Below are 22,308 nucleotides of genomic sequence, written 5' to 3'. Positions count from 1 at the left end.
TGCATGCGGATTCTCCTGAAGGCCTCCTTCGTCGTCGGCCACGACGGCGACGATCACGTCATCCACCGCGACGGCTGCGTCGTCCTGGAGGGCGACGAGATCGTCCACGCCGGCGGGCCGTACGACGGCGAGGCCGACGAGGTGATCGACGCCGGGCACGCCCTGATCGGCCCCGGCTTCATCGACCTGGACGCGCTGGCCGACATCGACCACGCCATCCTCGACACCTGGCACGCCGACTCCAGCGGCCTGGCCTGGTCCGACGACTACGCCCTGCACCGCAGGCAGGCCGTCTTCCCGCTGGAGGAGACGCTGTTCATGCGCGAATACGCGCTGACCCAGCTGATCCGCAACGGCATCACCACCGCGATGCCGATCGCCGCCGAGACCCACAGCGCCTGGGCGGAGTCGTACGAGGAGTTCGCCGGGGTCGCCGAGATCGCCGGACGGCTGGGCCTGCGCATGTACCTGGGCCCCAGCTACCGCTCCGGCGTGCCGATGACCGGCGGGCGCGTGCACTGGGAGCCGGAGAACGGCGAACGCGGCCTGGCCGACGCCGTGCGCTTCGTCAAGGACTTCGACGGCGCGTACGGCGGGCGGCTGCGCGGCGCGCTGCTGCCGTGCCGGATCGAGACGCTCACCCCCGAACTCCTGCGCGCCACCGCGCGGGCCGCCGAGGAACTCGACTGCCTGGTGCGCCTGCACTGTATGCAGAGCCCCAGGGAGGCCGGGCTGCTCGGCAGGCAGCCGATCGAGGTGCTGGAGGACAGCGGCCTGCTGAACCACCGGCTGATCGTGCCGCACGCCCGCTACATCGAACCGCACGACGTGCCCAGGCTCGCCGCGATCGCCGGGATCGCGCACTGCCCGCTGACCTCGGTCAGGTACGGCGACGCGCTGCACGACTTCGACTCCTACCGGGCGGCGGGCGTCACCGTGGCGCTGGGCACCGACTCCTTCCCGCCCGACATGATCCGCAACATGGACTACGGCAACAACCTGGCCAAGCTGGTCACCGGACGGCTCGACGCCGGGGCGGCGGCCGACTACTACCGGGCGGCCACCCTCGGCGGCGCCAGGGCGCTGGGCCGCGACGACCTGGGCCGGCTGGCGCCCGGCGCCAAGGCCGACCTGATCATCGTGGACCTGTCTGGCCCCCGCACCGGACCCGTCGACGACCCCATCCGCACCCTGCTGATGAACTGCTCGGGCGCGGACGTGACGACGGTCGTTATCGACGGCCGCGTGGTCATGCGCGACCGGGTCGTCCCCGGCGCCGAGGGCCTGCGCGAGCGGGCCCAGGCCTACTTCGACCGCATGAAGGCCGCCTACTCCGCGCGCGACCACCTGCGCAGGGAACCGGACACACTCTTCCCGCCGTCGTTCAGGACGAGTACTGCTTGACCAGCCGCTCGTAGCGTTCCCCCGGCCACGGGCGGCCGGGCTCGCCCATGACCGCGGCGAACAGCAGCTCCTGACTGACCTGGCCCTCGGCCAGCAGGGCGGGCACCAGCGACGCGAGCGAGCCGGGCACCGTGTGGGTGCGCTCGACGCGCACGCCCAGCTCGGGATCGGAGACGATCTCCCAGCGCACGGTCCCGGCGGGCCGGCCGTCGTGCGTCAGGGCGCACACCAGCAGGCGTGGTTCGTCGCTCTCCAGGGCCTCGCCGGGCGCCTGCCGGACGACCTGGGTCCAGATGTGCTCGGCGGAGCGCCACACCATGTCGTGGGCGAAGGCCAGCTCGAAGCCGTCGCCGGTGCGGGTGACCGTGCCCACGGCCAGCCCGAACACCTCGACGTAGTGCTCCATCGGCCCGAGCGGGTCGCGCTCCTCCGGGGCGTCGCGGCCGTCGAGGCGGGCGAGCATGGCGGCCAGGCAGGAGTCCCAGCCCGCCGCCGTACGGCCCGCGCCGAGCCTGCCGACGGCGCCCCCGCCCAGCGTGTGGGTGAAGACCAGCAGGCAGCCCTCGCCGTCGGGGATCAGCTCGAAGCGCAGCACGTCGTGGCCCCAGCGGAACATGTAGACCCTGGGCGGGTCGACCTCCATCACCTCGCCGTGGGTGACGTCGTCCTCGCCGGGGAAGCTGAAGCGCATCGCGGCGCCCGGCCGCTGCTCGGCCTCGACGGAGGCGGGGAACCAGTGGGCCAGCTCGGCCGGATCGGTCACCGCCCGCCACACCTTGGCGGGCGGATGGGCCAGCCGGCGCTCCAGGCGCAGCACCGGATCGCCGTTGACGGTGTTCAGGGTCGCTTCCATGATCAACTCCTGTCCAGGTGGCGTTCGAGCGCGTCGAGGCTCGACGACCACAACCGGCGGTAGGGCTCCAGCCACCGGTCGATCTCGGCCAGCGGCTCGGGACGCAGCCGGTACCAGCGCCGCTGTGCGTCGTGGCGCACCTCGACCAGCCCTGCCTCGCGCAGCGCCTTCAGGTGCTTGGAGACGGTCGGCTGGGCGAGCGAGAGGTGGACGGCCAGCTCGCCGACCAGCCGCTCGCGGCCGCGCAGCAGGTCGAGGATCTCCCTGCGCCGCGGTTCCGCCAGCACCTCGAACGTAGATGCCATATGAGCAATATAGCCGATGTTGCATATAAGTGTCGTGGGCTATAGTCGAGCCGTGGCCGTAGCGATCAGTCGCCGATTTACCGGCCCCCTGGCTCCCGAAGGGCGCCGCAGGGGTCGGATCTCGCCACGTCTCCAGAGCTGAGCGGGCCGGCCCTTCGAGCGGTCAGGCCCAGGGGCTTGGGGGTTTCACGACACCCCGCCAACCCTTTACGGCCAGGAGGCCGCCATGCTCGCTCGCCTTTCCCCCGACCAGCTCGCCCGTGACCTTTCCGTCCGCGACCTCACCGACCCTTCCGCGGGCCCGCACGCCCTGCAGCTCGTCGTCGACCACGCGGTCGGCGCGCTGGCGAGCCGATGGGGCTGCCAGGTGCGATGGTGCCGCGGCGGCCGCGCCGTCACCGTCGAGGACAACTACGACAACCTCGGCTATCGCCGCGACGACGTCACCCGCGACGCCCGCTACACGCGCTACGTCGACGACCGCACCATGCTGCGCAGCCACTCCAGCGCGCTCATCCCGGCGGCCCTGCGCGCCCTGGCCGCCTCCGCCGCCTCCGCCGCCTCCGCCGACTCCGCCGACTCCGCCGACGACGTGCTCCTCGTGTGCCCCGGGCTGGTCTACCGTCGTGACAGCATCGACCGCCTGCACACCGGCACGCCCCACCAGCTCGACCTGTGGCGCGTCACCCGCCGTCCCGCCCCCATGACCACCGCGGACCTGGACGAGATGGTCACGACCCTCGTGTCGGCCCTCCTGCCGGGCGCCGAGCACCGCCACGAGGACCGCGTCCACCCCTACACCCTCGCCGGCCGCCAGATCGACGTGGAGCACGGCGGCGAATGGATCGAGGTGGCCGAATGCGGCCTGGCGCACCCGGAGGTGCTCAGGCGCGCCGGGCTCGACGCCTCGTGGAGCGGCCTCGCGCTGGGCATGGGGCTCGACCGCGTGCTGATGCTGATCAAGGGCATCCCCGACATCCGCATCCTGCGCTCGGCCCTGCCCGCCGTCTCAGGGCAGATGGCGGACCTGGCCCCCTACCGGCCGGTTTCCGCCATGCCCGCCGTCCGCCGCGACCTGTCCGTCGCCGTCGACCGCGACGACCTGGCTGAAGACCTCGGCGACCGGGTGCGCGACGCCCTCGGAGCCGACGCCGACCAGGTCGAGGCCGTGGAGATCCTCAGCCAGACACCCTGCTCCGAGCTGCCGCCGCGGGCCCTGGAGCGGCTCGGCGCCCGGCCCGGCCAGAAGAACGTGCTGCTCAAGGTGGTCCTGCGCCACCTGGACCGCACTCTCACCGACCAGGAGGCCAACCAGCTCCGTGACCGGGTCTACGCCGCCGTCCACCAGGGCGACGCCCACCAGTGGGCGGCAACCCGCTGACGGGTCGCCGACGGGTCACCGACAGGTCACTGGCGGGCCGCGGCGCGGCCCGCCTGGCGCCCGGAGAACAGGCACCCGCCGAGGAAGGTGCCCTCCAGGGCGTTGTACCCGTGCACCCCGCCGCCACCGAACCCGGCGACCTCGCCCGCCGCGAACAGCCCGTCGATCGCCTGGCCCGACGCGTCGAGCACCCGGGAGTCGAGGTCGGTCTGGATGCCGCCGAGCGTCTTGCGGGTCAGCACCCTCAGCTGCACGCCGATCAGCGGTCCCGCCTCGGGATCCAGGATCCGGTGCGGCGTGGCCGTACGCCCCAGCTTGTCACCGAGGTAACGCCGCGAGTTGTGGATGCCCTGGACCTGGGAGTCCTTGCTGAAGGGGTTGGCGATCTGCAGGTCGCGCGCCACGATCTGCCGTCGCAGGCGCTCGGCGTCGAGCAGGGGCGTGTCGGTGAGCTTGTTCATGCCCTCGACCAGCTCCTCCAGCGTGGCGGCGACCACGAAGTCGGCGCCGCGCCGCTTGAAGGCCTCCACCGGCGCGGGGGCGCCCTTGCCCAGCAGGCGCGAGCGCAGGAACGCCTGGCGGTCCTTGGAGGTGATGTCGGGGTTCTGCTCCGAGCCCGACAGGGCGAACTCCTTGGCGATGATGCGCTCGGTCAGCACGAACCACGAGTGGTCGTGGCCGGTCGTGCGCAGGTGGCGCAGCGTGCCGAGGGTGTCGTAGCCGGGCAGGCAGGGGTCGGGCAGGCGGTTGCCGAGCGCGTCGAACCACATCGACGAGGGCCCCGGCAGGATGCGGATGCCGTGGCCGGGCCAGATCGGGTCCCAGTTGCGCAGGCCCTCGGTGTAGTGCCACATGCGGTCGCGGTTGACCAGGCGGGCTCCGGCCCGCGCGGCGATGTCGAGCATGCGGCCGTCGACGTAGGCGGGCACGCCGGTGATCATGTCGTCCGGGGGAGTGCCCAGCCGGGAGGGCCAGTACGCGCGCACGAGGTCGTGGTTGGCGCCGATGCCGCCCGTCGTCACGATGACCGCAGGGGCCTCCAGCGTGAACTCGCCGACGGCCTCGCGGCTGGTGGCCGCCCCGCGCGGCGCGTGGTCCTCGGCCAGCACGGTGCCGCGCACGCCCTGGACCGCTCCACCGCTGACGATCAGCTCGTCGACGCGGTGACGGTGGTGGAAGGTCACGAGCTCGTCGAAGCGCAGGAACGGCTCCAGCACGCCGGGACCGGTGCCCCAGGTGACGTGGAATCGCGGCACCGAGTTGCCGTGGCCGTCGGCCCGCAGGTCGCCGCGCTCGGCCCAGCCCACCGTCGGCAGCCAGCGCAGGCCCAGGCCCTGCAGCCACGAGCGTTTCTCCCCGGCGGCGAACTCGACGTAGGCGCGCGCCCACCGCACCGCCCAGGAGTCCTCGTCGTCGAGCCGGTCGAATCCGGCGCTGCCCTGCCAGTCGTTCCAGGCCAGCTCGACCGAGTCCTTCACGCCCATGCGGCGCTGCTCGGGCGAGCCGACGAAGAACAGCCCGCCGAAGGACCAGTGGGCCTGTCCGCCCAGGTTGGCGGGGCCCTCCTGGTCGACGAGGGCGACGCGCTTGCCGCGCCGGGTGAGTTCGTGGGTCGCCACCAGGCCGGCCAGGCCGGCCCCGACGACAATGACGTCCGCGTGCACAAATGCGCACGTTACACGCTTGGCGGCCAGATCCCCACGTGCAACAGCCGGTGCGCGTAGAAGTAGGCCACCAGCTGGCTGCGGTTGCTGCAGGCGAACTGCTCCAGCAGCTTGCTGATCCGCTCGGCCACCGTGTACCTGCTCAGATGCAGCTCCCGGGCGATCCGCGTGGTGGTGTATCCCCTGGCCAGCATGACGATCAAGAGGAAGTCCCGCTCGTTGAGCTCGTGATCCATCTGCAGCCCTACTCCCCTCCACGGAAGGTTCTCAGTGCCAGGAAGCCCGTCAGGTCGAGCGCGGACGACCGGTCGTGCAGGTCGCGGAGCATGGACGCGGCGGCGAGGGAGACGCTCTCGCATCCGGCCCTAGCCTCGAACCAGCGCCAGTCACCGTCGGCGTTGGCCTCCAGGAAGACCGGGCCCGCCCTGGTGAGCAGGAAGTCGAGGGCGGCGTAGCGCAGCCCCCAGTCCGCGGCGAGCACGCGGGCGGCCGTGGCGACGTCCGGGGGGACACGCGCGAGGCGCACCGTCACGGACGCCTCGTCGCGCCAGATCGCCTCGGGCGCGGGCTTGCCGACGAGGAAGGCTCGCAGTTCCCCGCCGAGGTGGTAGACCCTCAGCTCCTCCTGGTGTTCGACGTACTCCTGCACCATCACCGGCCGGTCCGCGGGCGCCAGGTCGCCGGGGGCGGCGATCCGCGGGAAGGCCGCTTCCAGCACGCCGGGCGAGACCTCCGCGAAGTGTTCGCCGAGCGCCTTGACCATGACCCGCTCGCAGCCCAGTTTCCGCGCCGCGCCGGGGGGATCAGTGGTGACGATCGTGCGCGGCACCCGCACGCCCCGCCGCGCCGCCCCGGCCAGCTGCGTCAGCCGTCCTGGAGCTCCGCCCGGCAGGTGGACGGCGGGCAGCTGGCCGATCCACGCGCACCAGGATTCCCCTCCCACGGGGATCGCCGCCGGGGTGAAGTGGCGCACCCACACCACCGTGGGCACGATGCTGCGCCCGTCGACGTCGATCACGTCGCCGGGCACCCGGCCCGACACCCGCGATTCGCCCGCCGAGCCCGCGTCGATGCGCACGCTCGGCACGCCCACGACGCGCAACGCGCGCTGGAGCACGGCGAACTCGGAGAAGCCCGCCCGGTCGGCCAGGACGACGCAGGGTAACGCAGCCGTGTCACGGACCCCCTGGGGCAGGGACCAGCTGACGCCGGGAGGACCGGCGGGCAGGTACACGGTGTACGGAGAGCTGCTCAAGCGCCGACCTCATCCATGTGCCGATGGTCATCGTCGCGGACCGGACAGACAATCGCTTCTCTGTCATTCGGCATATAGAGGACATGTAGCTAGATCTCGGGAGCCCCACGTTTGTGGGGTTGTCGGCCCCCGACACGAGCGGCACATACTCGACCATGAGTGGTGACGTGGTGACCGCAACGGAGCTGACCAAACGTTACCGGCGCAGCGAGCGGCCCGCGGTGGACGGGATCTCCTTCGAGATCGCCGAGGGCGAGACCATCGGCCTGCTGGGACCCAACGGCGCGGGCAAGACCACCCTGATCAAGATGATCTGCGGCGTCACCGCGCCCACCTCCGGCCAGGTCAGGGTCTTCGGCGCCGACCCGGTGCGCCAGCCGGTCGTCGCCAAGAGCGGCGTCGGCGCCATGCACCAGTCCGGGCCCTTCGACATGATGCTGCCCGCACTCGACAACCTGCGCATCGCCGCGCGATTCCGGGGCCTGCGATGGCGCGACGTGCGCCCCTGGGCCATGGAGATCGCCGACTATCTCGGCCTCACCGAGCACCTGCAGACCTTCTGCTTCCAGCTGTCGGGCGGCCAGCGCCAGCGGCTGCAGCTCGTACGGGCGCTGCTGACGATCCCGCAGCTGCTCATCCTCGACGAGCCGTCGGCCGGGCTCGACGTGCCGGGCCGCCGCCAGGTCGAGAGGTTCGTGCGGTGGCTGCGCGAGGAGTACGGCGTGACCGTGTTGTGGACCAGCCACCACATCGACGAGGTGGAACGCAACAGCCAGCGCGTGATGGTCATCAACCGCGGCAAGGTGGTGCGCTTCGCCAAACCGCGCGAGCTGGTCGAGGAGTTCGGCAGCACCCACCTGCTGGTCACCGTCGAGCACCCCGACGCGGTCAGGGCGGTGGCCGCCTGGGCCGCGGCGGCCGGCCTGGCGGCCACCACCGAGGACTCGCTGGTGCGCATCGACGGAGTCAGGGCCCCCGACGTGCTGGCCGGGCTGTCGCGGCACTGCCAGGACCACGCGGTGGCGATCTCCGGCGTCTCGACCGCCTCCGACTCGCTGGAGCAGGTCTTCCTCCGCATGACCGACAACGAGGGGTGACATGGCCGCCAGGCTGACCTTCCAGAACACGCCCCCGGCCAGGACCGCCAAGGCCGCCGACCTGACCGCGGTGTTGTACCGGGAGTACTCCCTGCTCGCCCGCAACCGCGTCTACCTCGTGCTCGGCCTCGCCCCGATGCTCATCTACCTGCTGCTGGTCAACACCTCGCTCAGCAACCTCGTCCAGGAGGTCACCTACAAGGGCGTGGAGCTGGGGTTCGCGGCGTTCCTGCTGCCGATGACGCTCGCCATGTCGGTGGTCAGCGCGGCAGGCACCTCCAGCATGGCGCTGTTCCAGGAGGAGATGAGCGGCGTGGCCACGCAGCTGTGGTCCTATCCGCTGCGCCGCTCGCGTTTCCTGCTCGGCAAGGTGATCGCCGGGGTGTCGCTGGTGCTGGCGCAGACCCTGCTCGCCCTCGGCGTGGCGATCGCGCTGTTCTCCTTCCCGTTCACCACCGAGGGCTGGCTGGGCATGCTGGCCGCCCTGGTCGTCTCCGCCCTGGCCTTCAACGGCCTCTACCTGGCGGTGGCCATCGTGATCACCGACTACCAGGCGTTCATGGTGCTGTCGAACCTGTCCATCCCCGTGCTGGTCTTCAGCGCCCCCTCGCTCTACACGATGGAGAGCATGCCGACCGTGATCCAGTGGGTGGCGACGATCAACCCGCTCACCTACGCGATCAACGGCATGCGCGACGCCGCGCTGTTCGGCCTCGGCGCCGCCTGGCGGGACCTGGCCGTCCTGGCCGCGATCGCCGCCGTCGCGTACACCATCGGGGGCCGCGGCCTGCTCAACCGGGCGCGCAACATCTGATGCGCGCCCTGACCCCCGACCGGTCGAAGGTCCGCCTTCCCGGCACCGACCGCGCCAGCGACGCCGCCGCGACCCTGGCCATGGCCCGCGCCGCCGCCCCCCATGTCGGCATCACCCGCGTCGCCGACATCACCCGCCTGGACACCATCGGCATCCCGACCTTCCAGGCGATCAGGCCCGCCTCCCGCACCCTGGCCGTATCGCAGGGCAAGGGCGTCACCGCCGACCTGGCACGGCTGTCGGCCATGATGGAGGCCATCGAGCTGTGGCACGCCGAGCAGCCCATGGCCCCCGCCGCGATCGCCCCGCCGTGCGCGGTCGCCCCCGGCTACGACGTGCGCAGCCTGCCGTCGCTCACCCCGAACCTCCTGCACGACCGGCTGCCGATGGAGTGGGCGCGGGCCACGTCCCTGACCGACGGCTCCTCGACGCTGGTGCCGCTGGAGACGGTCCAGTTCACGCTCGTGCGGCGAAGCGGCTGGAGCGCGCCCGCCCTGATGTCGTCGACCAACGGCCTGGCCAGCGGCAACACGGTCGTCGAGGCCACCCTGCACGCCCTGTACGAGATCATCGAGCGCGACGCCGTCACCACGATGATCACCGAGGGCGGGCGCGGGACCCGGGTCGATCCGGCCACGCTCGGCTCGCCCGTCGTCGACGAGCTGTGCGAGCTGATCGCGCGCGCCGCCGTACGCCTGGAGGTCAGGTGGCTGCGCTCGTCCACCGGCCTGCCGTGCCTGCTGGCGCGGGTCTCCTGCGACGACTACCCGACCTCGTTCATGGGATACGGCTGCCACCTCAGCTCCGAGATCGCCCTCACCCGCGCCGTCACCGAGGCCGCGCAGGCCCGCCTGGCCTACATCTCGGGCGCCCGCGACGACCTGCACGCCGACGCCCACCAGGACGCGGGCGCGCGACGACGCGAAACCCCGGCGGACGAGGCCGCCGAGCCGATCGCCGCCATGACCGCCCGGCCCAGCCTCGCCGAGGACCTGGACGAGGTCGTGCGGCGCGCCGCCGCGGCCTTCCGCCACGATCCGCTCGCCGTCGACCTGACCAGGCCGGAGATCGGCGTGCCCGTCGTCAGGGTCGTGGCGCCCGGCAGCCGCGTCCGCCCGGAGGTGTTCTAGTGACCACCGTCGTCTACACGGGACCCACCCTGTCGGCGGGGGAGGTGCGCGAGGTCGTGCCCGCGGCCGTGGTGCGCCCGCCGGTGGCCAGGGGCGACCTGCTCGCCCACCCCTGGGAGCCAGGCGACAGCGCGATCATCGTCGACGGCTACTACCGTGAGCGCCTGTCGGTCGGCCACAAGGAGATCCTGTGGCTGATCGGCCAGGGCGTGCACGTCGTCGGCACGGCCAGCATGGGCGCGCTGCGCGCCGCCGAGCTGGGCCCGTACGGCATGGCGGGGGCGGGCGAGGTCCACCGCATGTACACCGACGGGGAGATCGACGGCGACGACGAGGTCGCGGTCCTGCACGGCCCCGCCGAGCGTGGCTACCCGCCGAGCACGATCGCGCTGGTCAACCTCAGGTACGGCTGCCGCGAAGGCGTCGCGCGCGGCCTCATCGCGCCCGAGGTCGCCGAGCGCGTCGTGGCCGTCGCCAAGGAGCTGCCCTTCAGCCACCGCACCTGGCCCGAGCTGCGCGAACGACTCGGGCGCCAGGCGCACGACGGCCTGACGACGCTGGAGAAGACCATCGGCACCGGCGAGTGGGACCTCAAGCGGCTCGACGCCGTCCAGGCGCTGCGCGGTGCGGGAGCCGGGGCCGCCGGGCGCGCCCCGGTCGACGCGATGACCGGGATCACCCACTACGAGGTGCTCAAGTGGCGCTCCATGCGGGAGTACGCGCCCGGGCGGTGGATGGGCGACCTCGACGTGCTCAACGCGGCCAGGCTCTTCGACCCGGACTACGCGCACCTGCACGAGGAGGTGCTCACCGGGCTCCTGGAGGGCTTCGCGGGCGCCGGCGGACTCGACGCCTTCGCCAGGGCCCGGCTCGGCCTCGACGGCGGCCCGCTGCCAGAGGAACTGACCGCCTGGCTCACGCCGATAGAGCTCGGCGGGCTGCCTCCCGCGGAGCAGGCCCGGCTCGTCATGGTGCGCGTCTGGCCCGTCTGGCAGTCGTCCGACTGGCGCCCCGCCGGCCTCGACCGGGTGCGCGCCTCGCCGCAGTGGCCGCGCTGGTGCGAGCTGGTCGAACGGGCCGACGAGCTGACCGAGCAGACCCGCGGACGCCTGGCCGTGCCCCCGCCGCAGGTGTGCGGGAAACTCTTCCTGCGCCACTGGCAGCGCCCCGGCGCGTCGGTGGAGATCGAGCTGGCCAGACGCGGCTTCTACGGCCTGGAGGAGCTCGGGCGCACCGCGCGCCGCTTCTTCGCCCTCGACGTGCGGACCCGCCGGTGACCTCACCCGCGGGGTTCGACCCGGCCGATCCGCACGCCCACTTCCGCCGCGTGCGGGAGCGGACGCCCGTGCAGCGCCACGTCACCCCCGCGGGCCGGGTCACCTGGTACCTGACCCGTTACGCCGACGTGCGCCACGCCCTGCAGGAGCCCGCCCTGGGACGCCAGGTGGAGCCGCCGGGCGGCGACCCGCTGGCGATGGTGCGGCGCAACGTGTTCAACCTCGACCCGCCCGACCACACCCGGCTGCGGCGGCTCATGGCGCCCGGCTTCGGCGCCAGAACCGTCGCGGTGCTCGGCCGGCTCGTCAGGCAGCGCGTGAGCGACCTGCTCGACGCGATGACCACGGGGGAGGCGGACGTGATCGCCGACCTGGCGCTTCCCCTCCCGCTGCTGGTCGTCGCCGAGCTGCTGGGCCTGCCGGAGGAGGACCGCGCCAGGCTGCGCCGCTGGAGCGACGAGATGCTCCGCACCGGCGACCCGGCCAGGGTACGGCGCGCGGGGGTGGCCTTCCTCGCTCACCTGGGCGAACGCATCCGCGAGCGCGGCGACAGGACCGGCAACGACCTGCTGTCGCGGCTGCTGCGGGCCGAGCGCGCGGGGCGGCTCACCCGCCACGAACTGCTGTCGTCGGTGTTCCAGCTGCTGTTCGCCGGCGACGAGACCACGGTCAACCTCATCGGCAACGGCGTGCTGGAACTCCTGCGCCATCCCGGCCAGCTGCGCCGCCTGCGCGAGCGGCCCGAGCTCATCGCCACCGCCGTCGAGGAGATGCTGCGCTTCAACGGCCCCGTCGGCCACTCCCGGCCGCTGCACGCGATGGCCGACCTCAAACTCGGCGGCGAGACCATCGCGCGGGGCGACGTCGTGATCCCCGTGCTGCTGGCCGCCAACCGCGACCCCGCCGCCTTCGCCGATCCCGACGTCTTCGACATCGGCCGCGACCCCAACCGCCACCTGGGCTTCGGCCACGGCACCCACTTCTGCCTCGGCGCCGCCCTGGCCCGCCTCCAGGCCCAGGCGGCCATCGGCGAACTGCTCGCGCGCTTCCCCCGGATCAGCCAGGCCACCGAGGAGCTGGAATGGACACCCGACCTGTTCCTGCACGGAGTACGCCGCCTCCCGGTGCTGCTGGAACCGGCATGAGCGGATACGCCGAGCTGTCACGGATGGCGTTCGGCGCCGTCACCACGCAGATCCTGCACGCCGCCGTACGGCTCGGCCTGCCCGAGGCCCTGCGCTGCGCCCCCGCGCCGCTCGACAGGCTCGCCCGCGACCTCGGCGCCGACCCGGGGACGCTCGCCCGCCTCCTGGCCGCCCTCACCGCGCTCGGCGTCACCGCGCAGCCGCTGCCCGGCCACTACACCCTCACCGACCTGGGCCAGCCCCTGCGCGCCGACCACCCGCGCTCGATGCGCTCCGGCCTGCTCCTGCTCGGCGACGGCGCCGTGTGGCAGGCCTGGGGCACGCTCGCCGACAGCGTCCGCACCGGGGCGACCGCCTTCGACCAGGTGCACGGCAGGCCCCTCTTCGACCACCTCGCCGAGCATCCCGCCCTGGCGCGCACCTTCAACACGGCGATGCGCGAGGGCACCGGGCCCGTCGCCGCCGACCTGCCCGAGGCGGTCGACCTGACCGGCGCGCGCACCGTCGTCGACGTCGGCGGCGGCGACGGCACGCTCCTGGCCGCCGTGCTCGCCGCCCTCCCGCAGGCACGCGGCATCCTCCTCGACACCGCCTCCGGCTCGGCCGAATCTGCCGTGACCCTGCGCGGCGTCGCCGGCCGGTGCACCGTCGAGGCCGGCGACTTCTTCACCGCCGTGCCCACCGGCGACCTGATGACGCTCAAGGGCATCCTGCACGACTGGGACGACGAACGCTGCGCGCTCATCCTGCGCGCCTGCCGTACCGCGATCGAACCCGGCGGGCGCCTGCTCGTGCTGGAGCCGGTCCTGCCCTCGCGCCAGGCCGTCATGAGCGACATCGCCATGCTCGTCTACACCGGCGGCCGCGAGCGCGACGGGCAGGAGTACCGGCGGCTGCTGTCCAAGGCCGGGTTCGAGCTGTGCGGCGTCAGCAGGCCCCTGGGCGGCACCCAGGTCCGAGCCCTGATCGCCAAGCCCGCCTGAGTACGGCCCGGCGAGGAGGTCAGGCCTGAGTACCCCACCTACTCTGGCAGCCGGGCACCGAGGCGGTCATAGTGTCCGGGTCGAGCGAACTCGGGTGGTCAGGTGGCGCAACCGGATGAGTCGGGCGAGGCGATGCCCGCGCTGCGGATCGTCGTCGGCGAACCCGACAGGATGACGCGGGCCAGGCTCAGAGGAGTCCTGCACATGGGCAACGGCGTCTACGTCGTCGGCGAGGCGGGCGCCACCCACGGGCTGCACGACCTGATCGTCAGGCACCGCCCCAGGATCGCCGTCGTGAGCGCCGGGCTGCGGCGCCCCGACGGCGCCGAATGCGCGCTCGCCGTCGCCGGCCACGCCCGCCACCGGCTGCGGGTGCTGCTCATCTCCGAGACCCTCGACGAGGAACTGCTCGGCCGGGCGCTGCGCATGGGCGTGGGCGGCTTCGTGCACCGCGAGACGCTGATGGAGGAGATCGTGCAGGCCGTCCGGCTGGTCGCGGCCGGGCACACCTACATCTCCACCTCGATGATCACCCGGCTGCGCGACCGCATCGCCCACACGGTCTGCGGCCTCGACCGGCGGCCCGAGGCGCTGACCAGGCGCGAGGCCGAGGTGCTCGCCCTGGTCGCCACCGGCCTGTCCAACGCCGGCATCGCCGACCGGCTCGGCATCGGGGCTGGAACGGTCCGCTCCCACCTGGCGCGCATCCTGGCCAAACTCTCGGCGGCCAACCGCGCGCACGCGGTCGGCATCGCCTACGAGTCGGGCTTCATCTCCCCGGCCACCAGCCGGACAGCCGGGGAAACTGCCTGATCGCCTCGCCGGTCGTCATCGGGGCGCCGGGAGGCTCGCTCATGACCCGCAGCAACCACGAACGGTCCCGCGAAGCCGCCCCATCGGGCAGCAGCGTCTGCCGGCCGAACATCTCGCCGGCCAGCTCCGCGCTGGCCAGCGCCGCCCTCGTACGGCGGAGCCTGACCTGACGCTGGAACGGCGTGGCGGGATCGGGGCCGCGCTCCTGCTCCACCGCCATGCGCCACGACGTCTCCGCCGCCTCCGCCACGGCGGCGCGCAGCGTCTGCGCGCAGTCGAGTCCGCTTCTGGCCAGGGCGCTGCGTATGGCCAGGGCGCTGAGTACGGCCACCGACATGCCGTGTGAGTAGATCGGGTTCACCGCGACCACCGCGTCGCCGACCGCCACGAACCCGGCGGGCACGCCCGCCCGCTCGAAGAACCGCCGGCGGTTGGCGGTGTCGTGGTACGGCCGCACCCGGCCCAGCGGGGTGGCGGCGGCCATCAGCTCCGCCACGATCGGGTCGTGCAGCGCACGGGCGAACTCCTCGAAACCCCGCTCGTCAGCGGGCGGGCGGCCGCCCTCGGTGCCGGTCAGGGTGACGATCCAGCGTCCGCCCTCGATCGGGTAGACCGTCGCGCCCCTGCCCGGTTCGCCGGGGGAGGGACGGGGGTGGAGCATGACGGCGGGCATCTCGGCGTCCAGCCCGTCGGGGGCGCGGTAGACGCGGGTGGCGTAGGCCAGGCCGGAGGAGACGCTCTGCTCGGGGATCTCGCCCATGCCCAGCTCGGCCAGCCATCGCGGCGCGCCCGAACGGCGGCCGGTGGCATCGACGACGAGATCGGCACGGATGACCTCCTCCCGCCCACACTCCTCCACGCGGACGCCGGTGACCCGGTGCGCGTCGCCCGTGAGCCCTGTGACCGTGACGCCCTGCCGTACCGTGATCGTCCCCGACGCCAGCGCCCGCGGCCGGATCACGTGGTCGAGCAGCCCCCGGCTGCACGACACCAGATACGCGGCCGTGTCGAGCCGCCGGAACCATCCCTCGGCGGTGAGGATGAGCGCGTCGCCCGGCAGCCCGATGCGGCGCGCCCCGAGCGCGGCCAGCTCCTCCAGGGCGCCGGGCAACAGCTCCGCCAGAGCCCGCGCGCCCCCGGCCACGAGCACGTGGCTGTGGTGGGCCTGCGGCAACCCACGCCGAGGGCCGGGAGCGGCGGGATAGCGGTCCCCCTCGATGACGACGACCTCGTCGGCGGCCCCCGGCGCCCCGGGGAGCCCGGCGAGCGCGGCCGCGGCCAGCACGCCCGCGAACCCGCCGCCCAGGACGACGGCGCGGGTCACGTGCGGCGTCCGTCGGGCGGGCACGTCACGCGGCCGGGTGCTCTTCGATCAGGCCGTCGGCGATCATGGCGCCCAGGAAGTGCCGCACGTCCAGCAGGATCTGCCCGCTGATCGCGATGCTGCCCCCGCTGAACTCGGCCGCCAGCCTCTCCACGATCGGCTCGCGCTCGCCCTCGCTGGCCACCAGCGTCCAGATCCGCGACGCGCTCTCGTTGAGCGTGCGGAAGTCGCCGCTTTCCAGGTGGTAGAGCGAGATGCCCTCCGCGCTCTCCTGCCAGATGACCGACTCGCTGATCCGCAGTGACACGGCAGACCTCCGCTGAAGCTAGACCGGGGTGATGGGCAGCAGCTCGCCCACCCGCACGGCGGCGGGAGAGGGCGGCACGTACGTCTTCCAGTCGTCGAAGACCGGATGGATCTCGTCGGTGGACACCATCCTGGGCGTGGTCATGTCCTCGTCGCCCGCGAGCGCCGAGGCGGGCGTGCCCGTCTCCAGCCACAGCTGGGTGGCCACCCCGTGGCGCAGGATGCGGCACTGGTGGCGGCTGTTGCGCCGCAGGTCCAGCGACTCGGCCATGTGCGAGGCACGGCAGCCGCCGCCGCAGGAGGCCTTGATGTAGCAGCGGGCGCAGTCGGCGTGGTAGTCGCCGCCGAAGACGGAGCTGTTGCGCATGCCGTACAGGACGGGCGCGGCGAAGATCTCCGAGAGCGGCTGCCTGCGCAGGTTGCCCGCCAGGTGCGAGCGGCCGGTGACGAGCTTGCACGGGTACACGTCGCCGAGGGAGTTGATGTAGATCTCGTTGCCGCCCATGCCGCAGTTGGCCCGCACCGCGCACGCGCCGACCGGCTTGGGCCCGTCGGGCAGCAGCTTGCCCGCCACCGGGGAGGTCCAGGCCAGGCGCTGGATCTTCAGGTGGTCCTCCCAGCCGAAGTCGAACTCGTCGGTGACGCCCCTGCCCAGGTTGTTGTGGTACATCAGCCGGATGCTGTGCACCTCCAGGCCCTCGATGAAGAGGGCGAAGTCCTCGAGCCCGTCGACGTTCTCCGAGGTGACGATGTGGTTGATCTTCGGCTTGACGCCCGCGGCGTTGAGCAGCTTGAGCGCGCGGTGGGTGCGGGCGAACGCGCCGGCGCCGCGGGTGCGGTCATGGGTCTCGGCGGTCCCGCCGTCGACGCTGATGGTCACGTCGCCGAACAGCTCGGCGAACCGCTCCGCCTGCGCGCGGGTGCGGATCATCGTGGCGTTGGTGACGATGTTCGACTTCAGCCCGCTGCGGTTGGAGTGCTCCACGATCTGGAACAGGTCCTTGCGCAGCATCGGCTCGCCGCCGGTGAAGACCAGCAGCCGGGCGCCGGCGGCGGCCACCTGGTCGACCAGGTCGAGCGACTCGGCCGTGGTCAGCTCGCCGGGCAGGCACTTCTCCGACGAGGCGTAGCAGTAGGGGCAGCGCAGATTGCAGCCGTCGGTGATGGCGTAGTAGACCTGCCGCAGCGCCGGCTCGGAGAAGGCGACGCTGGGGCGGTTCCTGGCGTAGTAGACGATCCAGTTGAGGATCAGCTTGGCCAGGGCGCGCTCGGTGCCCTCGCCCTCCGGCAGGGGCTCGGCGGGGCGGCTGAGGGCGCGCAACACGGCGAACTCCTGCGCCGACAGCAGGCACCGGCCGCCGACCTGCGGATTGACCACCAGGTAGGTGTCACCGTGCACGAAGTAGGTGAGGTCTTCGGGCACGTCGAACAGCCCGCGGCTGCGGGCGAGCTTGCCAGGCATGGGCTCCCCTTGATGGCTGCCTCTGGACGGCTTGCTGCGGAGGGCTTCCTGCAGACGGCTTGATGCGGGCGGCCTACCGCTGGGTTGGGCTTGGTGCGGGCGGCTGCTGCGGCCCCGGCCGACGCGGCCGGGGCCGCACCAACGGGCCGGGGTCTAGTCGGCGCCGGAACCCGAACCCGACCACGCTCCGCACATGCACTTGGCCTCGGCCTCGGCGCTGTGCACCTCGACCTCGGGGGCGCTCCAGCTGTGCGCCAGGACCTCGGGGATGGCCGGGATCCGGTTCTTGAGCGAGATGAGCAGGTCCACTTCCTCCCTGGTCAAGCCGGCGAACGCCTGCTCGACCTCGGCCGCCAGCGGGCTGTTCAGCACGCCGGCTTCTCGCAGTGCTTCCCTCGGATCGAAGGACATGCCTTCCACCTCTCTGTGTCTTGGGACGCGTTGCAGGTTGAGTATGGGCTGGCGCTCGCCGTACCGGACAACCCCACAAAAGTGGGGTAGAAGCACACGAATGTGGGTTTCGTCCACTCTTGTCATCGGCCAGGGAGCGTTCCAGGCTGCGTCTATGACTCCAACGGGCCCGTTCGACGCCCTGGACCGGTTACGCGCGGCCGGGCACCCCATCGACCTGCTCAACGAGGGTCAGCGACGGGTGTTCGCCGCCCTCACCGAGCCCGAGGTGGACCTGCTGAACTCGATCAAGGCCCGGCTGGACGACGCCTCAGGCGAGGTCGAAGGACAGGAACTCAAGATCGTATGAGTGGCCGGGGCCCGCGGCACACCCGTCGGAACGTCGTGGTCCTGTTCATCGACATCGTCGGATCCACGGAACTGGCCGAGCGCCTGGACCCCGAGCTGCTCCTGCGGATCCTGGAGCGCTACTACGACGCCTGCCGCGGCGCGATCCTGGACAGGGGCGGCGTCGTCGAGAAGTACATCGGCGACGCGATCATGGCCGTCTTCGGCGTCCCCGCGGCCCGCGAGGACGACGCCCTGCGCGCCGCGCTCGCCGCGGCAGAGGCCATGGACTCGGTGCACCGGCTGAGCGAGGAGATCGGGGCCAGCATCGGAGTCAGGCTCGACGCCCACTGCGGCATCGCCTACGGAGCCGTCATGGTCGTCTCCGAACCCGGCTCCGACGTGCGCGTGGTCGGCGACACCGTCAACACCGCCGCCCGCCTGCAGTCGGCCGCCGGCGACGGCGAGATCCTGCTCGGCGAGGGCGCCGCCCGGCTGGTACGCCGGCACGCCGTGACGGACGAGGTGCCGCCGCTGCGGCTGAAGGGCAAGCGCGACCCGGTGCGCGCCTGGCGCCTGGTCGCCGTCGAACCCGACCGCGACCAGCCCGAGAGCGACGCGATCCCGCTCATCGGGCGCGAAACCGACCTCGACCGGCTCACGCTCCTGCACGAGCAGGTCGCGCGCGAGCGGCGCTGCCGGGTGGCGACCGTCCTGGGCGCGCCGGGCATCGGCAAGTCGCGGCTGGTCCGCGAGTTCCTGCGCGGCCTGCCCGCGCAGGTGACCGTCCTGACCGGCCGCTGCTCCTCGTACGGCATCGGCGCCACCTACCGGCCCATCACCGAGATGATCGAACCGCTCGACGTCGACGACCCCGCCCTGCGCGCCCTGGCCGGCCGGCAGGAGACGCCGGGCACCGCCGAGATCGCGAGAGCCGTACGCGCCCTGTTCGAGCGCCTCGCCCCGGTCGTCGTCGTCCTCGACAACCTGCAGTGGGCCGAGCCGACCCTGCTCGACCTCGTCGAGGAGTGCGCGCGCGACTTGACCGGCGCCCCGGTCCTGCTGCTGTGCGTGGCCAGGCCCGAGCTGCCCGCCCGCTGCGACGGCTCCACCACGCTGGAGCTCGGCCCGCTGCCGCCCGCGGCGATGGAACGCCTGGTCGCCGAGCTGTGCGCCGCCCGTGCCGACGTGACCGCCCACGACCTCGACACCCTGCACGGGGGCGTCGCGGCCAGAGCCGACGGCAACCCGCTGTTCGCCGAGCTCATGCTGGAGACGGCCGGCGAGGGCGGCGCCGACCTGCCGCCCACCATCCAGGCCCTCCTCGGCGCCCGCCTGGACCTGCTCGGCAGGGCCGAGCGCGAGGTGCTCGAACGGGCGGCGACCATCGGCCAGACCTTCACCGCCGGGCAGGTGCGCGCCCTGCTCGGCGACGACCCGGCGCCAGCCGTGGGCGACCTGCTGCGCGAACGCCTGATCCGCCGGGTGCCCGGCGGCTTCGAGTTCACCCAGACCCTCACCAGGGAGATCGTCTACAGCCTGACCCGCAAGGAGTCACGGGCCGACTGGCACCGCGCGCTCGCCGGCGGGCTCACCCAGGAGGCCGGCATGCACCTGCTGGCCGCCTGCCGGCTGACGAGGGAGGTACGGCCAGGCGACCCGCTGCTGCCCGAGCTCACCGACCGGGCGGCCGCCTCCCTCATCCGCGACGGCGGGCAGGCACTGCACAGGAAGGACCTGCCCGCCGCCCTCGCGCTCCTGGAACAGGGACGCGAGACCCTCCCGCCCGGCCGCGACGAACACCGCTCGCTGGCCGTACGCATCAGCGACGCCCGCATGCTGCGCGGCGAGGCGCCACGAGCCCTCTCGGCGCTCGACCGGGCCGAGGAGCTGCTGCCCGGCGATCCACGCAACGCGCTGACCTGCGCGATCCAGCGGGAGATCCTCACGCTGCGCTCCAGCGCCAGGGCGCCGCTGCTCGTGGAGCTGCGCGAGCGCCTCGATCACGACCCAGGCGACGACCTGAGCTGGTGCCGCTTCCACCAGCTCGAAGCGCTCGTGCGGATCGAGGCGGGCGGGCTCGGCGCCGCCGAGCGGGCGCTGCGCGACGGGCTGGAGCGCGCCCGCGCCATGGGCGACCGCTACGAGGAGGACCGGCTGCTCATCGGGCTGTGCGAGCTGGTCCAGTGGTCGCCCACGCCGGTGGCGGAGGGGCTGGAGATCGCGCGGGAGCTGATGGAGCGCTTCGCCGGCGACCGCGCCCTGCTCGTGCCCGTGCTGGTGACCAGGGCCAGGCTGCTCGCGCTCCGCGGCTCGCTGGACGCCGCCGAGGAGGCCCTGCGCGTGGCCGACGGGCACGCGCAGGAGCTGCGGCTCGGGCTGGCGGCGATCACCGTCACCCAGGTGCGCGGGCTGGTGGAGGCCCTCGGCGGGCGGCACGAGCAGGCCGAGCTGCGGTTCACCGAGGCGGCCCGCGCGCTGCGCGCCGCCGGGCACGCCGCCCCGGCCGCGACGCTGGAGCTGTACGCGGCCCGCGAGGCCTTCCACCAGGGCGAGGCACGGCGGGCGGCGGCGGCGCTGGAGCAGGCGCCCGAGGGACCACGGCAGCTCAGGGCCGAACTGGTGGCACTCACACTCGAGGCGGCGATCACGGCGGCCGGCACCCCACGCACCGGGGAGGACGCGATTGTGGGACGCACCGAGGAGGCCCGCCGCCTCCTTGACCGGGCCGTCGACCTGCTGGCCTCCACCGACGACCCCTGCCTGCGCGGCGACGTGCTCTTCGAGGCGGCCCGCATCGACCGGGCCGCCGGGCGCGACCCGTCCCCCGCCGCGCACGCCGCCCGCGCTGCCTACCTGAGCAAGGGCGCCGCGCTCCCGGTGCGCGCCGTCGACGAGTGGATGGGAGAACCGTGACCATCACCCCACCCTGGCGGCGGGAGGGACGCACCCACTTCCCCGGCGTGCCCGCCTGGAGCCTGGCCACCACCCGGCAGGCGCCCGAGCTGTTCGAGGTCTGCCCTCTCGGCGAGGTGAACAGGGACTGGGCGCTCGGCGGCGCCGACGGCACCGGCGTACGCGTGTGCGTGGTCGACACCGGCGTCGAGGGCGGCCACCCCAGGGTCGGCGGCCTCGACGCCGCCTACGTGGTCACCGACTCCCTCACGGTCAGCGCGTGCGAACCCGTCGACCCGGCCGGCCACGGCACGGCCTGCGCGGGCGTCATCAGGTCGGTGGCGCCCGGCGTGTCGCTGTCGTCGGTCCGCGTCCTGACCGACGGCAAGTCGGGCACCGGCGACGCCCTCATGGCCGGCCTGCGCTGGGCCATCGACGAGGGCTTCGACCTGGTCAACCTGAGCCTGTCGACCACCCGCTCCCACTTCAGGGAGGCGCTGCACGAGCTGGCCGACCGCGCCTACTTCCGGCGCTGCCTGCTGGTCGCCGCCGCCCACAACATGCCCGTCCTGAGCTTCCCGTGGACCTTCTCCTCCGTGGTCTCGGTCGCCAGCCACGACGAGCCCGACTCCATGCGCTACTACTACAACCCCGCACCACCCGCCGAGTTCTACGCGCGCGGCGTCAAGGTGCCGGTCGCCTGGCCAGGGGGCAGGGAGATCCGCAGCACCGGCAACAGCTTCGCCGCCCCGCACATCACCGGCATCTGCGCGCTCATCCTGAGCAAGCACCCGTGGCTGACGCCGTTCCAGCTCAAGACCGTCCTTTTCCTGGCAGCGGACAACACCGGAGAGGCCCATGCCCCCTGACGCCATCGAACGCAGGCTCCTGCAGTCCATCGTGGAAGTGGCCCGCCACATGTTCGGCGCCGCCGCCTCCTCGATCTTCCTCGTCGACCCCGAGACAGGCGAGCTCGTCTTCGAGGCCGTCTCCGGCAAGGGCGAGCAGGAACTCGTCGGCACCCGCTTCCCTCCCGGCACCGGCATCGCCGGCTGGGTCGCCGCCAGCGGCCAGCCCATGGTCGCCGACGACCTGGCGGGCACCACCCCGTTCGCCCACGACGCCGCCGCCTCCACCGGCTACGTGCCCGCGACCATCATGGCCGCGCCGCTGTTCCGCTTCGAGGAGTGCGTCGGCGTGCTGGAGGTGCTCGACCGCACCGCCTCCCGCAGCGAGCTCGACGACATGGAGCTGCTCGGCCTGTTCGCCACCCAGGCCGCCTGCGGGCTGGAGTTCCTGCTGCGCGAACGGCAGAGCCGGGGCCTGGAGCCACCCGACGACCCGTACGTGCTGCTGCAGCGCATCGGGTCCCGGCTGGCCGCCACCCGGCCCGCCGAGGCGACGGCCGTACGCCTGCTCGCCATCGCCGACGAGTTGCTCGCACGCTGAGGTTCCGACCATC

At 73.0% G+C, this 22,308-nt stretch carries 22 protein-coding genes; 13 read left to right on the top strand and 9 right to left on the bottom strand.

The window, feature by feature from the left end; all coding sequences use genetic code 11:
- Positions 1-3 precede the first annotated feature (3 nt).
- Positions 4-1,404 carry a chlorohydrolase family protein gene (locus ACIBH1_RS21740; protein WP_397315634.1) on the top strand — a complete coding sequence of 467 codons (1,401 nt, stop codon included), beginning with the start codon at positions 4-6 and terminating at the stop codon, positions 1,402-1,404.
- On the opposite strand, the gene ACIBH1_RS21735 is transcribed toward ACIBH1_RS21740, so the two are convergent.
- Together ACIBH1_RS21735 and ACIBH1_RS21730 are read right to left on the bottom strand one after the other, a co-directional pair.
- Entirely contained in the window at positions 1,385-2,257 is an 873-nt protein-coding gene (locus ACIBH1_RS21735) for an SRPBCC family protein (protein WP_397315633.1), read from the bottom strand. The genes ACIBH1_RS21740 and ACIBH1_RS21735 overlap by 20 nt on opposite strands.
- Positions 2,258-2,259: 2 nt before the next feature.
- On the bottom strand, positions 2,260-2,562 hold the full coding sequence (locus ACIBH1_RS21730) for an ArsR/SmtB family transcription factor (protein WP_397315632.1): 303 nt from the start codon (positions 2,560-2,562) through the stop codon (positions 2,260-2,262).
- Between the two features lie 226 nt (positions 2,563-2,788).
- On the opposite strand from ACIBH1_RS21730, the gene ACIBH1_RS21725 reads away from it, so the two are divergent.
- Positions 2,789-3,943, top strand: a complete 1,155-nt coding sequence (locus ACIBH1_RS21725) for a hypothetical protein (RefSeq protein WP_397315630.1) — start codon at positions 2,789-2,791, stop codon at positions 3,941-3,943.
- Positions 3,944-3,969: 26 nt separating this feature from the next.
- Here ACIBH1_RS21725 and ACIBH1_RS21720 read toward each other — a convergent pair whose 3' ends face one another.
- From ACIBH1_RS21720 to ACIBH1_RS21710, 3 genes are read right to left on the bottom strand one after another with little or no spacing between them, the layout of a single operon-like run.
- A complete protein-coding gene (locus tag ACIBH1_RS21720; RefSeq protein WP_397315629.1) occupies positions 3,970-5,607 on the bottom strand; it encodes an FAD-binding dehydrogenase in 1,638 nt (545 codons plus the stop codon).
- Between the two features lie 11 nt (positions 5,608-5,618).
- Positions 5,619-5,843 carry a LuxR C-terminal-related transcriptional regulator gene (locus ACIBH1_RS21715; protein WP_181613628.1) on the bottom strand — a complete coding sequence of 75 codons (225 nt, stop codon included), beginning with the start codon at positions 5,841-5,843 and terminating at the stop codon, positions 5,619-5,621.
- Positions 5,844-5,851: 8 nt separating this feature from the next.
- Positions 5,852-6,862: a RimK family alpha-L-glutamate ligase gene (locus tag ACIBH1_RS21710; protein WP_397315628.1), complete on the bottom strand. Its 1,011-nt coding sequence runs from the start codon at positions 6,860-6,862 to the stop codon at positions 5,852-5,854.
- A 170-nt stretch (positions 6,863-7,032) separates the two neighbouring features.
- On the opposite strand from ACIBH1_RS21710, the gene ACIBH1_RS21705 reads away from it, so the two are divergent.
- From ACIBH1_RS21705 to ACIBH1_RS21675, 7 genes are all read left to right on the top strand, one after another.
- Positions 7,033-7,959: an ABC transporter ATP-binding protein gene (locus ACIBH1_RS21705; RefSeq protein ID WP_397315627.1), complete on the top strand. Its 927-nt coding sequence runs from the start codon at positions 7,033-7,035 to the stop codon at positions 7,957-7,959.
- A gap of 1 nt (position 7,960) precedes the next feature.
- On the top strand, positions 7,961-8,773 hold the full coding sequence (locus tag ACIBH1_RS21700; RefSeq protein ID WP_397315626.1) for an ABC transporter permease: 813 nt from the start codon (positions 7,961-7,963) through the stop codon (positions 8,771-8,773).
- A complete protein-coding gene (locus tag ACIBH1_RS21695; RefSeq protein WP_397315625.1) occupies positions 8,773-9,903 on the top strand; it encodes a YcaO-like family protein in 1,131 nt (376 codons plus the stop codon). The genes ACIBH1_RS21700 and ACIBH1_RS21695 overlap by 1 nt, the downstream gene beginning before the upstream one ends.
- Entirely contained in the window at positions 9,903-11,180 is a 1,278-nt protein-coding gene (locus tag ACIBH1_RS21690; protein ID WP_397315624.1) for a TfuA-like protein, read from the top strand. Before ACIBH1_RS21695 ends, ACIBH1_RS21690 begins: the two co-directional genes overlap by 1 nt.
- Positions 11,177-12,325: a cytochrome P450 gene (locus ACIBH1_RS21685; protein ID WP_397315623.1), complete on the top strand. Its 1,149-nt coding sequence runs from the start codon at positions 11,177-11,179 to the stop codon at positions 12,323-12,325. Before ACIBH1_RS21690 ends, ACIBH1_RS21685 begins: the two co-directional genes overlap by 4 nt.
- The gene (locus ACIBH1_RS21680) at positions 12,322-13,308 is read left to right on the top strand and encodes a methyltransferase (protein WP_397315622.1); all 987 of its coding nucleotides are present in this window, start codon (positions 12,322-12,324) and stop codon (positions 13,306-13,308) included. Before ACIBH1_RS21685 ends, ACIBH1_RS21680 begins: the two co-directional genes overlap by 4 nt.
- 102 nt (positions 13,309-13,410) lie before the next feature.
- The gene (locus ACIBH1_RS21675) at positions 13,411-14,121 is read left to right on the top strand and encodes a LuxR C-terminal-related transcriptional regulator (RefSeq protein ID WP_397315621.1); all 711 of its coding nucleotides are present in this window, start codon (positions 13,411-13,413) and stop codon (positions 14,119-14,121) included.
- Here ACIBH1_RS21675 and ACIBH1_RS21670 read toward each other — a convergent pair.
- From ACIBH1_RS21670 to ACIBH1_RS21655, 4 genes are all read right to left on the bottom strand, one after another.
- Positions 14,078-15,445 carry an NAD(P)/FAD-dependent oxidoreductase gene (locus ACIBH1_RS21670; RefSeq protein ID WP_397315619.1) on the bottom strand — a complete coding sequence of 456 codons (1,368 nt, stop codon included), beginning with the start codon at positions 15,443-15,445 and terminating at the stop codon, positions 14,078-14,080. The two genes, ACIBH1_RS21675 and ACIBH1_RS21670, sit on opposite strands and share 44 nt — an antisense overlap.
- A 25-nt stretch (positions 15,446-15,470) precedes the next feature.
- Positions 15,471-15,752: a PqqD family protein gene (locus ACIBH1_RS21665; protein WP_397315618.1), complete on the bottom strand. Its 282-nt coding sequence runs from the start codon at positions 15,750-15,752 to the stop codon at positions 15,471-15,473.
- A gap of 18 nt (positions 15,753-15,770) precedes the next feature.
- Positions 15,771-17,213, bottom strand: coding sequence for a StsB family radical SAM/SPASM domain sactipeptide maturase (stsB, locus tag ACIBH1_RS21660; RefSeq protein WP_397315617.1), 1,443 nt, complete (start codon positions 17,211-17,213; stop codon positions 15,771-15,773).
- A gap of 153 nt (positions 17,214-17,366) precedes the next feature.
- Positions 17,367-17,624, bottom strand: coding sequence for a StsA-related sactipeptide RiPP (locus ACIBH1_RS21655; RefSeq protein WP_181613640.1), 258 nt, complete (start codon positions 17,622-17,624; stop codon positions 17,367-17,369).
- 154 nt (positions 17,625-17,778) lie between these two features.
- On the opposite strand from ACIBH1_RS21655, the gene ACIBH1_RS21650 reads away from it, so the two are divergent.
- The 4 genes from ACIBH1_RS21650 to ACIBH1_RS21635 are packed head-to-tail and all read left to right on the top strand — an operon-like array spanning position 17,779 to position 22,295.
- On the top strand, positions 17,779-17,973 hold the full coding sequence (locus tag ACIBH1_RS21650; protein ID WP_397315616.1) for an aroma-sacti cluster domain-containing protein: 195 nt from the start codon (positions 17,779-17,781) through the stop codon (positions 17,971-17,973).
- A 35-nt stretch (positions 17,974-18,008) separates the two neighbouring features.
- Positions 18,009-20,867 (top strand): AAA family ATPase, encoded by a 2,859-nt coding sequence (locus tag ACIBH1_RS21645; protein ID WP_397315615.1) that lies wholly within the window; start codon positions 18,009-18,011, stop codon positions 20,865-20,867.
- Positions 20,864-21,715 carry a S8 family serine peptidase gene (locus ACIBH1_RS21640; RefSeq protein WP_397315613.1) on the top strand — a complete coding sequence of 284 codons (852 nt, stop codon included), beginning with the start codon at positions 20,864-20,866 and terminating at the stop codon, positions 21,713-21,715. Before ACIBH1_RS21645 ends, ACIBH1_RS21640 begins: the two co-directional genes overlap by 4 nt.
- Positions 21,705-22,295 carry a GAF domain-containing protein gene (locus ACIBH1_RS21635; protein WP_397315612.1) on the top strand — a complete coding sequence of 197 codons (591 nt, stop codon included), beginning with the start codon at positions 21,705-21,707 and terminating at the stop codon, positions 22,293-22,295. The genes ACIBH1_RS21640 and ACIBH1_RS21635 overlap by 11 nt, the downstream gene beginning before the upstream one ends.
- Positions 22,296-22,308 lie beyond the last annotated feature (13 nt).

The organism is Nonomuraea sp. NPDC050663 (assembly GCF_044456985.1).
Taxonomy (GTDB): domain Bacteria; phylum Actinomycetota; class Actinomycetes; order Streptosporangiales; family Streptosporangiaceae; genus Nonomuraea.
The sequence above is the reverse complement of the archived record's forward strand: the minus strand, read 5'-3'. Positions and strand labels throughout refer to the sequence as shown.